Below are 12,177 nucleotides of genomic sequence, written 5' to 3' on the forward strand. Positions count from 1 at the left end.
TTCTTTTATTGATAGTTCATGTGGAACTTCTCATAATATGTATGATCTTTAGGGAAATCCTCACCTTCCCAAGCCTTCTTTGATGTCCATGATTCAGCTGGTGCTGTCCAGAATGAATGATCAGCCGGCAGCCCTAATGGCAAGAATGCCAATGACGCTAAATAAAGGCTTCCATTATTAGTATATACATTGGCAGTATCGGGTTGCTTGCCGTTGAAGCCAAGCGTCAGAAATCCATTTTCATTGAAATTTCGTTCATCGGCAAACATTCGTTGGATAACAGCAGTCATTGCCGCTCTTACTTGACCATTACTGAGCTCTTTAGGCAATAGCTCTTTCCAAGCTACCAAGGCTAAAGGTTGGAGTACGCCGGTTCGATAAGTGATGGAGCGCCCAAATACAGGAAATGTACCTTCAGGAGATATAAGATGTTCCAAAATTACACTGTAACGCTGCATACGCTTGGTGGCATGCAAAAATGTGGTCCCTGCCCATTCCCGTTTAATTTTTCCGCCATTGGTAAGTACTTCCATGCATTCGAATAGCATAGGGTGAATGACAAAACTATTATAATAGTCGAATGCAAACGAAGGCCCATCCGAATACCATCCATCGCCAATGTACCATTCTGAAACTTTGCGCAAAGCAGAGTCAATACGGTAGTAGTCGGCTTTTCCTTCCACTTTGTGAAGAAAAGCTTCTATGGTTGAAGTGAAGAGTAACCAATTGGTGTACAGGGGATTGATACGCCGCAAGGAAATAAACTGGGTTATATAGCGTTCTTTAGTGATATTGTCAAGTGGCATCCAAAGTGAATCATAACCACGGATAAAGCTTTCTGCAATATAAGCAGCATCAACTAAGGTCTGAAAATTTTCACTCCATAGTAAATAGTCTGGAGATGACGGGTCAACAGCATTTTTATAACTCTTTAAAGCCCAAATCCTTAATTGCTTTCTTTGCCTGCTTTCTGCTGAATCATCATCGGGCAACGAAAGCCAGGGTGCAACTCCGGCCATCAGGCGGCCAAAACATTCCATATAAGAGACACGTTTATCGCGTCCGTCCCAAGTAGGGCTAAGTTCAAGCTGCATATTCTCCTGCAACTTTCCTTCACTCATATTGCTTAATACTGGCGCTGCCATTCGATACATGATTTTATACCACATCTCACGATCTGATATTTCTTTCCCTTTTTTCTTCTGTTTAGCACATAAGTCGGCAGAAGAAAATAAAAATAATATTGTAAACAAATATAAAGTAATCTTATTCATCTAATTATTTTTTTATTTTAAAAATCGTACCCGTTCGCAAGCGGTGAGCAAAAACACTCCCACTCCAAAATTGTAATATGAATCTGCATCAACTATTTGTCCAGGGATGGCCTTTTCGCCGATAGGTTGAATATATCCTATCTTTCCATCAGCTTGTAATGCCACAGTTTTTAGGTATTTCCATGATTTTTCTGCTATTGGTAAATAGGTGTTCGCATCAAGTAGTCCATTATTAATTCCCCACAGATAACTGTAGGTAAAAAGGGCTGTTCCGCTTGTCTCAGCTCCCGGCGCTTGGTCAGGATCAATAAGGCTGCGTGTCCAATATCCTTCGGGTTGCTGGCAGGTAGCCAAAGCTTCAGCCATGGCTTGGTATCGAGCAATATATTCTGGGCGGTATTTGTCGTTAGTCGGCAATTGTTTCAATACTTTAGCTAATGCAGCGAATGCCCATCCATTTCCACGTGCCCAAAAATCCTTTTTACCATTAATTGTCTGATGAACTGGATATAAATATTTGGCATCCCGATAGTAAAGTCCGGCTTCGGTGTCATACATTATACTATCTGTAGTTGCTAAATATTGATACAACTTTTCCAGATACAATGGATTCTGTGTTATGTCATACATCTTCACCATGACTGGCATTACCATGTAAAGGGCATCTACCCAATGCCAGTAATCAAGTTTAAGTGTAGACATTTGATATTCCATCACTTCTCGGGCACGGGCTATTTTCATTGTGTCTGCATTAAGTTTATATAGATCCGCGTAGGTCTGAAAGCAGATTTGCCAATCTCCAAAAAGCACATATTCCGGTGTTTCACCATAAGTGCTTAGCCATTCTGACTTATTGTTGCCAGTAGCACCTTTCCATTGATTGTATTCAGCCCAATCAATGGAATATTGCATATAGCTTTTATTTCCGGTCAGCGCATAAACTTCCATATTTCCGGTATGATAAACGGCGTCATCCCAAAATGAGCGGACTTGTGCTTTGTGGGTAGATTGATATTGCTGATTTACTCGATGGATAATCTCCAACACTTCTTCTGCGGTTTCAGTACTTTCTTTCTTATTGTTGCATGAAGCAACTAATAATATAAGAATTCCTAATATATATTTTATGTAATGCATATTTCGGTTAATGGTTGATTAATAGTATAGTAGACTTATCTCATAAAAAGCTACACTTAAAAAATGAATTGATGCAATTCTATTGACGATTATATCTTTATTAATAGAGCTTGCACCAATTCATTTTTCTATGCAGATTATTGCTCATCGGCAACAGCTTCTTCCCAAGTTTTCCATTTCTCAACTGATGGGTTATAGCCATCATAACCAGGATTCTGACTCAGTTCACCTAATAAATTTGCATCAATGGCGCTTTGTGGTATGGGCCAGTTGATATTGTGGCGTCCCATAGTGTATTTACGCCCTTTTACTATTGGAGCATCGGGCTTATTATAATAATTGTTGTACTTGCAGATGCGATGCCACCAAAAACTGTCTTCATGAAGTTTATTTATATCATAAGTCTTTCCTTCGTTGTCAGGTTTCCCACTCAAGGCCAAGGAATACGAAATGCGGCTTAGTTCAGTAAATCTCCATTCTTCCATATAAAGTTCGCGAGCACGTTCATCCACAATGTTATCTATATCAACTTTGGAATAGAGGATTTTGCATTTTGCACGTTTGCGGATGGCATTGACGTCTGCCGTAGCTTCTTCAATATTGCCCAAGTAGTAATTAGCTTCTGCACGTAGCAGATAAGTTTCGGCCAATCGGTACAAATAAAAATCAGCGTATCCGCTACCCTGATAATTATTAAGGTTAGCAGCTTCATCTTCGGGAGATTCTGACCATGTTTTGTAGTGTGGCCAGTCAAACCAAGTACGTATGGTGTCACTACAAAGAATCTGTTTTTCTCCTTTTTCATTGATGTGGATATAGCTTAGGTTCTGGCCATAGTATGCTGAGTTCGGATTGTTGTATTTGATATCTTCCATATGTACCCAGTTGCCCACTTGAGAGTTATGCCTCAGATCACCGTCATCATGTGTATTATTCAGATACCACAATGAATTCTCGGCAAAATAGGTGGGGCGCACAACCCCCACACCGCGTCCGAGAGCCCTGTTATAGTCTAATGTGGCGTCATAAGAAGCATTTGTCAAGGCAAAACGATCTACTGCCAGCTTATTATCAGGAGTAGAAATGGAGTTCGAATTCCACCAAGGCACCATGTTACGCATTGTACGTGTACGAATACCGGAGTCGGACCCGTAGCGATTGGGCATTACCAATATAGCTTCCGTATTGGCGGCAATGGTCTTGTTGTTGCCTTGGTGTAAGTTCCAGATCACATTGTTTGTAATGTTCCAAGTAGCTGGATTGGGGGTTGAGAAGGTACCGAAAGTTTCTGTCATTAATGCATAACCTGACTTGTCTATCAGTATATCAGCTTGTTCTTTGGCTTTCTGAAACTCCCCATTAGCCAAATAGCACTTAATCAGCAACTGTCGGCATGCCCCCTTATTAATCATGCCAATATAAGTCATATCCTTCTGTTCGGGCACATGCTGCACTGCAAATTCCATATCCTGTACCAGTTTCTTGATGATGGCCTCACGCTTTGTGCTTTTATAGTTTTGTTTAGGCTTGTCAATGATTTTAGAAACAAAAGGTATATCGCCAAACTGGAAACAAAGATTCAAGTATCGGTATGCACGGTGAAAATAAGCTCGGCCTAAATATTCGCTTTTGGTTGTTTCATCCAGTCCTTCAACCTTGTCAATGTAACTGATGATTGTGTTGGCGTATTTAATGCCATTGTAGGTCTCTCCCCAAAAGATGACAAGGCGATTCTGGTCGAAGTTATACCAACCATTATTGGGAGTGAAGCGTTCGTTAATATCACTGAATATAAGAGCATCATCTGTTTTGGATGCTACAGCTAGGTCTGAAAATAAATATTCGCTCATTAAGGGAAGCATCAGGTCGCAAGCTTCCGTGTTAGTCCAATAGGCACGTAATGCTTTATCTGCCGAAGCCAAAGCTGAATTGAGCCCTTCTACTGTGCTGAATGTTACCGAAGGTTCATAAAGTGAAAGCGGATCAGGTTTCAGGAAGTCGTCAGAGCAACTCACAGAGGATAATTGAATACAAACAATTCCAATTAATATCCTAAATATGTTTATATAGTTTTTCATAATTCGTTATACTTTTAAAATGTTAAGTTAATTCCGAGTGAATAAGTGCGTGGGGCTAAACCGCCGGTTTCAGGATCACCATATTCCCATTCTTTGCTCCAAGTTGCTACGTTGCGGACAGTAGCAAATACTTTGGCATTCAGAATCTTATATTTCTCAAGAAATTCCTGGGGTATGTTATAAGCTACTGAGATATTTTCCAAACGAATAAATGAACGGTCGATAACGCGTGCAGGAGCAGATATGCCGGTAGGGCCCTGTGCGCTTAGCCGTGCATAGGTATTAGTCGGATTGTCCACAGTCCAGTATTTCTTGGTGTATACATTTCGGCAATTTGTTATCTGTGAATAGCTGTTATCATTGTTGAGATAGTTGGTATCAAGGCTTTTGTGCCCCATATATGAATACATATTGAATGAAAAACTCCAATTCTTATAAATAGTGAAGTTATTTCTCAGTGACCAATGTACAGGAGGCGTGGTTTCACCCATAAATTGCTTGTCTTTATTGTTGTAAACCGGAGTCACACTTCCATCAGCATTTACTTTGTCATCGGCTGTATAGATATTTTGCACTTTCGGGTCACCTGGGCGCTGACCATATTTGGCTGCCTCTTCTACTTCGTCCTTTTGCCAAATGCCAGTAACCTTATAATCCCAAATAGCACTGACAGGATGTCCGATGAACCAACCGTTGGTTACATCGTCGCGCTCTTTGGTCGTTGTGTTTCCTGCCGCATCTATAATTGTTTCAGACTCCCCATAAAGTTTCTTGATAGTGTTTTTATTGACAGACAGGGTAAACCCTGTTTCCCATTTAAAGTTCTCTTTTTCAATGTTACGCGAATTGATTGATAATTCAAAGCCACGGTTCTCAATTCTACCTAGATTGGTGGTAATAGAATTGAATCCTGTGAAGCTGGGCAAAGACTGGTTCATAATCATATCGGTAGTAGGCATCACGTAGTATTCCAAACTTGCATTGATGCGATTATTCAAAAATCCCAAATCGAGACCGATGTTCCAAGAGGTGGTTTTTTCCCATTGTAAATTAGGATTAGCCAGTCGGCTCACGAAAAGATATTTTAAGTCCATCAAAGCGCCAGAGGCTGCATTTATGTATCCCTGTGTATATTTGCCCAAAGATAGGTTGGCTAATGCCAAATACGAATCAGCTAAACTGCGATTACCATTCTGGCCAAATGACAGGCGCAACTTACCTGAACTTAATGGTTTCCAGGCCCAGAATTTCTCATTAGTGAAAGTCCATGCTAATGCTCCGGAAAAGAAGTTGGCGTAAGGATTGGTTGTTCCGAATGCCGAATAGCCATCGCGCCTGAAGGAGAATGTAGCCATATAAGTATCATTGTATGAATAAAACAAGCGGGCTAAATAGCCACAAGCTGTTTCACGTGTGTCTGTAGAGCTAAATGAACTCAGATTCTTGTCGCCATTGGCTGTGCCGTGCAATCCCAAAGCTTCTGACGGCAAGATGTTGCGGGCGATAATTTCGTCTGCCCATGATTGCCGCTCTTCCGCTTCTTGTACTAAGGTCAGGATCGTGTGATGTTTTTTAGCCCACGTATAATCCCAGGTAATGGTGTTGTTAAGCGACCAGTCAAACCGCTTGCCCTGATTGCGAGTAACGCGATTATGAGTTTCGGCTTGCCAGTCAGGATGCTGAGACGATTGATAATAACGGTTGTGATAGTATTGGTATCGGGGTGCGACATTGAATTGGTATGTAATGCCAAAAGGTAATGTCACTTTTGAATTAAGTATGCTGTTAAGCACCATGTATCCACGGTCAAGATCCATATATTGGCGGTCATAGTCAAAATTATATCCTTTCCAATAAGCATTTTCTCCCATAGGGTGGGGTACTAACTCTCCGTTGTCGCCATATGGTGTAGTAAATGGACTGTTATCCAATATTTGGCTTTCCCAGTTGGTTGCAATATCCCCATCCGTACGATTCTGAAAATTGATGTTGGCACCCACACTGAGCCAAGGGGTTATTTGGGTATCAAGTTTGATATTTGAACGTACTGCACTATATTCATTACCTCTTGCTACACCTTCGTTTGAAAGATAGCCCAATGAGATGTAATAATTTACTTTTTTAGAGTTCCCGGAAACGCTGACATTATAATCTTGGTTCAAGCCCGTGTGGAAAGAGTGGTCATACCAATCGAAGGTTCGTCCCAATAGAAAATTATTCAGTGTTATGTCACTGGCTTGCAGTCCCAAACGTCTTCCCCAGATTTCCTCTATGCTCATAGATTCGTCCTGTTTGGTTTGAGCTTTCCAGGCATCTAATGTGATGCCATGCTTATTCAAATTAGCCTCAGTGGGGCGATTGTAATATCCTGACGGCGTATTGCCCGTCTGATATGCTTCGTATTTTCCTGTTTGGGGATTTACACCATAAGTGTCTGTTATGTAAAAATCTTCGCGATATTTCAAGTATCCGTCTGCATCATACACTTTTCGGTTATCGCCAATTGTGACGAAACCTACATTTGCGCTGAAGTTGATAACAGGCTTCTCAGAACGACCCTTTTTTGTCGTTACGATAACTACGCCATTTGCAGCCTTGGCACCATATACAGCGGCTGAAGAAGCGTCTTTCAAAACATCAATCTGGCTGATGTCGTTAGGGTTGATTTCAGACAGTTCACCATAAAAGATCATGCCGTCCAGTATAATCAGTGGGTCGTTGTGTCCTCCATCTGAATAGACAGAACGCTGTCCACGTACCTGCATGGAACCGCCTCCTTTAGCCGAACCATCGAAGCCTATACGTAGTCCGGCTGTTCCACGCAGCACATCTTGTACCGTTTTGGGAGCCTCGTTTGAAAGTTCTGCGGGGCGGACCTGAGACACAGCACCGGTCAGATCTTTTTTCTTCATGGTGCCATATCCTATTACCACCACTTCATCCAGCATCTCAGTGTCTTCTTTCAGAATGATATTGAGATTTTTTTTGTTTTCTATGTTTACTTCTTGTGAGACATATCCGATATAAGAAATTTGTATTATCGCATTAGCTGAAGCTTCTAGCACGAATCGTCCATCTATATCTGTAATTGTACCTATTGACTGACCTTTCACTGTTATATTGGCACCGATAATCGGCTCACCCTCTTGGTCCTTTATTATACCTGTTATTTTATTGCTCTGTTGGGCTATATCCTTCGCTTTGCTCATCAGCATGATATTCTTACCTTCCATGGCATAATAAATATCAGTACCTGCGAACACTGTATTCAAAACTTCAGCTACCGATTTGTTCTCTGCATTTACTTGAACAGTACGTTTGAGGTTAACTTCGTTCACATTGTATACAAACAAATAATCAGTTTGTTTTTCTATCTCATTAATTATTTTACCTGTTGATATTTTATCTGCCACAACAGTCACTTTCATTACCTGTGAATAAGATTCCGTGGCAAAAGCCGTCCCGGCAAATATAAACAGGGCTAAGGCTGTGATTTTCATAATATGGAATAAATGTTTAATTTCTACAATAGATTCCTGATACAAAATATTTTTCATATATTTGCATTACTAATTTTAGGTTTTTACTTAAGATTATTAAAGAAAACTGTCAATGCGTAATTGACTACCCATGGGATGGTGTTGCAGCACTGTCCCATTTCTTGTTATTCGAGTGTGTTACTTCATAGGCAAAATGATTTTAAAGGATTAATTAATAGTGATTACATTCTTCTCGTCATCTTTTTTGTAGGTAAATTTATTATTCAGTCTGAGGACTCTCAAAACATGTTCTACTCCATCTCCCGTTCTGAATTTACCTGTATAACGATTGTTTAGTATTTTGGTATTGTTGACAATGATGCTAACTCCATAATATAGCTTTAGCTTTTCCAGCATGTCTTTGACGGAGACATTATTGAAACAAATCAAACCTTCACGCCACAAAAAGTGGTCAGGTTCTTTAATTTGTCCTTTTGTTAGCTTGTTTCCTTTCAGACTTGCCATTGTATTGGGTTCCAACTTCATTCCGTTTATTGTAGTACCTGGGATTAAGATTTCTACAGCTCCTTCCAATAAGGCCGTTTCCCAGATGCTATCCGTTGCGTAGGCCATGACATTGAATTCTGTACCCAATACCTTGACATTACATTTGTTTGTTTCTACAATAAAAGGTTGTTTTTCATTTTTAGTGACAGCAAAGTAACCTTCACCATTTAGCTTTACATTCCGGATATCACCATTGAAATGTCCCGGAAAGGTTAACGTACTAAGCGAATTCAGCCATACTTTAGTACCGTCTGCCAATATTAGTTCGGCTCGTTGTCCGGCGGGTACATGTATGGATTGTAGTGACTCACTTTGTTCTGCTTGTTGCTTTTCGGACCAATAGTGTGTACCTAATAGAATAACTGCGAATATTGCTGCTATTTTTGCAGTCTCTATCCAAAGTGTACGCAATGTAAAGTTCTTTTTTAATTGCTTATTTTCTGCTTTTGTAGGTTCTGTGCGCCACAGGGCAATATCATGTAGCTTGCGCTGTGCCATATATTCACGCATATTCTCCGAGCTTTCTTGCATCCACTCGGTGACGTGCTGCTTTTCGGTTTCGGTGGCATTGCCGGATATATATTTTTGGAGTAATTCGGAATTCATACTTTATGTTATTTTATATAGTAACGACTAAAGTGGAAACAACCCTAAAAGAAAATTGGGAAAAATGGAATTTATTTCATTTTTGCTCTCAAAAAGGCAGAGATACATGGCTGAAGTTAATAATAGAAGAAGAAATAAAATAGAGGAAGATAATCTTTTAAGGTTATCCGTAATGCCTTTAATGCTTTTGATATATGATATTCCACTCCTTTTACGGAAATTCCCATCTGTTCGGCAATTTCTTTATTGGACTTGTTTTCGAACCGACTTAGTAGAAATGCCTGCCGGGTTTGGTCGGATAGTGATTTCAATGTTTCCCGGATGATACTTTCTACTTCATCCGAGAATATTTCATTGGGATCGCATGACTCTAAAGTAGAAATACGAATAGAAAGTTCCTGTTGCTGCCAATCGGCCATAGATTCAAAAGCCGTACGTTTGACTTCTTCGTGTTTCAGATAGTCCAAAGCTTTATTCTTTAATATGGTAAGTAGGAGCGGTTCTATATAATCTATTTTCTCTGTTTTTAATTTTTCCCATAATTTAATCAACGATTCGGAAGCAATATCTTCTGCTGCCAAATTATCATGAACATATGATTTGGCAAAGAAGAATGACTTCTTGTAATAAGAAGTGTATATCTCATTAAAAGAATTTACGATAACATTGCTCATTGGTATGTCAGTTGTGCTTTTCATTATGTACCTTAAAAAGGTATAGCAAAGTTAGCAATAAACATCCATATAACTTTATGCACTGTTGGAAAATCATTTGCTTTTATAATGATATTTTGTTAATGCGTTAGCTATCAGTGAACTGCATTTACCGACACACCCCCCCCCTTATGTAAAAGTGTTTACCGCAGGATGTAACGACCTTTACCCCTTATTGTAACGCTCTTTATCTCGACATGTAACGGCTTTTACCTCGGCGTGTAAATGAAGTTACCATTTGGGGTAAACAGTGTTACCGTGAAAGGAAACAATTGTTATGGATTGAAATAGTTGGCTACCGCTTCTGCACATCGTTCTCCGTCGATGCCTGCCGATACGATTCCGCCTGCATATCCGGCTCCTTCCCCGCAAGGGAACAGTCCTTTTATTCGGATGTGCTGTAATGTATCCTTGTCTCTTATGATTCGTACGGGAGCTGATGTACGTGTTTCTATACCAATCATGACGGCCTCGTTTGTGAGGAATCCATGGCTGTATCGTCCGAATTGCTGAAAACCTTTACTTAGCCTTTCTGTCAGAAACGAAGGTATCCAGAAGTGAAGCGGAGAAGATATTAATCCCGGAGCGTATGAACTTTCGGGAAGGTCGTAACTCAGCTTTTTGCGTGTAAAGTCCAACATACGTTGTGCAGGAGCTGTTTGCCGCATATTGCCTTGCTGCCAGCAGGCGGCCTCTAAGGCCTCCTGAAAATACATCATGTTCAATTGACAATTGGCTGCGCTATTGCGCTGTTGCTGGCTTGGAATTGTCAATTGCTCCAAGTCTTCCGGTCTCAGTTCTACTACCATTCCCGAGTTGCTCCAACGCGATCCGCGGTTACTGGGACTCATTCCATTTACTACAATCTGTTGCGGACCGCTGGCGGCGGGGACAACGAAACCACCCGGGCACATACAGAAACTATATACCCCTCGTCCGTCTACCTGTGTCACAAAACTGTATTCGGCGGCAGGCAGATATTTCCCTCGTCCATTCTTATTGTGATATTGTATCTGGTCGATTAGTTCTGAAGGGTGTTCAAGACGTACGCCTACTGCAATGCCTTTTGCCTCAATTTCTACATTATTGTCCGCTAACCAACGATATACATCCCGTGCGGAATGTCCAGTTGCCAAAATCACAGGACCGAGGATAGTCTGCCCTGTATTGGTTTCGATACCTTTTATCTCATCGCCTTCTATAATCAAGGCATCCATGCGTGTTTCAAAGTGTACTTCTCCGCCACATTCGAGGATAGTATTTCGCATATTCTCTATCACACGTGGCAATTTATCCGTACCGATATGAGGATGTGCATCTATCAGTATGGCTGTAGAAGCACCATGTTGACAAAATACATTCAATATCTTATCCACATTTCCACGTTTTTTGCTGCGGGTATAGAGTTTCCCGTCCGAATAAGCACCGGCTCCACCTTCACCAAAGCTGTAATTGGATTCCGGGTTGACTGTGTGTTCCCGGCTGATGAGTGCCAAGTCTTTCTTACGTTCGCGCACATCCTTTCCACGTTCCACGATGATGGGACGTAGTCCAAGTTCAATGAGCTTTAGTGCGGCAAACAATCCACCGGGTCCGGCACCTACTACGATGACTTGTGGTTTTTCTTCCACATTATTATATATAGTATGCTGGAATTCCTCATCCTTTGGCATTTCGTTCTGGTAGACCCGTATGCTCAGGTTTACGAATATAGTTCGTTGACGGGCATCAATGCTCCGCTTCAGTATTCGTGTAGCAGTGATATCCCGCATATTCAGTCCTTTTTCCTGTACGAGGTACTCTTTCAATCGTTGCTCATTGGCGGCTACTTCGGGCAGCACGCGCAGTTGGTATTCTTGTATCATAATTTATTTTTTCACCACAGAGGACACAGAGGTCACAGAGGGTTAGGGTTATAAAATAAAACGTTTAATACCGTATTTTAGACTTGGAACATTGAAGTTTAGTAATAATCCATATTGCAGACCGCTTAGCTTCATGTAAGTAAGAAGCTGAGCGGAGTGAACTGGCAGCAAGCTTTCAACGCTTTTTAGTTCTAATATTAATTTCTTTTCAATTAATAAATCAATTCTATAATCAGTATCCAATGTAATTCCTTTATAAATGATTGGCAACTTCTTTTGCCTTTCTACTTTTATATCAGCTTTACTTAACTCATAAAATAGGCAAGCTTCGTATGTGCTCTCCAATAATCCGGGGCCTAATTGAGTATGTACTTCAAATGCATATTTTAATGTTGTCCCCGTCAATATATTAATATCTTCTTCCATATATAATATTTTAAATCCTCTGTGCCCTCTGT

General features: G+C 40.6%; 8 protein-coding genes. All 8 read right to left on the reverse strand.

The window, feature by feature from the left end; all coding sequences use genetic code 11:
• Nucleotides 1-5 precede the first annotated feature (5 nt).
• On the reverse strand, nucleotides 6-1,274 hold the full coding sequence (locus tag BN161_RS10560) for a DUF2264 domain-containing protein (protein WP_044265761.1): 1,269 nt from the start codon (nucleotides 1,272-1,274) through the stop codon (nucleotides 6-8).
• 12 nt (nucleotides 1,275-1,286) lie between these two features.
• On the reverse strand, nucleotides 1,287-2,411 hold the full coding sequence (locus tag BN161_RS10565) for a glycoside hydrolase family 88/105 protein (protein ID WP_044265764.1): 1,125 nt from the start codon (nucleotides 2,409-2,411) through the stop codon (nucleotides 1,287-1,289).
• A gap of 137 nt (nucleotides 2,412-2,548) precedes the next feature.
• A complete protein-coding gene (locus BN161_RS10570) occupies nucleotides 2,549-4,489 on the reverse strand; it encodes a RagB/SusD family nutrient uptake outer membrane protein (protein ID WP_044265767.1) in 1,941 nt (646 codons plus the stop codon).
• Between the two features lie 14 nt (nucleotides 4,490-4,503).
• Nucleotides 4,504-8,046, reverse strand: a complete 3,543-nt coding sequence (locus BN161_RS10575; RefSeq protein WP_044265770.1) for a SusC/RagA family TonB-linked outer membrane protein — start codon at nucleotides 8,044-8,046, stop codon at nucleotides 4,504-4,506.
• A 150-nt stretch (nucleotides 8,047-8,196) separates the two neighbouring features.
• The gene (locus BN161_RS10580) at nucleotides 8,197-9,141 is read right to left on the reverse strand and encodes a FecR family protein (protein WP_044265772.1); all 945 of its coding nucleotides are present in this window, start codon (nucleotides 9,139-9,141) and stop codon (nucleotides 8,197-8,199) included.
• Nucleotides 9,142-9,257: 116 nt separating this feature from the next.
• The gene (locus tag BN161_RS10585) at nucleotides 9,258-9,839 is read right to left on the reverse strand and encodes an RNA polymerase sigma-70 factor (RefSeq protein ID WP_044265775.1); all 582 of its coding nucleotides are present in this window, start codon (nucleotides 9,837-9,839) and stop codon (nucleotides 9,258-9,260) included.
• A gap of 290 nt (nucleotides 9,840-10,129) precedes the next feature.
• On the reverse strand, nucleotides 10,130-11,719 hold the full coding sequence (locus tag BN161_RS10590) for an NAD(P)/FAD-dependent oxidoreductase (RefSeq protein WP_044265777.1): 1,590 nt from the start codon (nucleotides 11,717-11,719) through the stop codon (nucleotides 10,130-10,132).
• Nucleotides 11,720-11,767: 48 nt separating this feature from the next.
• Entirely contained in the window at nucleotides 11,768-12,145 is a 378-nt protein-coding gene (locus tag BN161_RS10595) for a GxxExxY protein (RefSeq protein WP_044265864.1), read from the reverse strand.
• Nucleotides 12,146-12,177 lie beyond the last annotated feature (32 nt).

The organism is Bacteroides timonensis (assembly GCF_000513195.1).
GTDB lineage: Bacteria > Bacteroidota > Bacteroidia > Bacteroidales > Bacteroidaceae > Bacteroides > Bacteroides timonensis.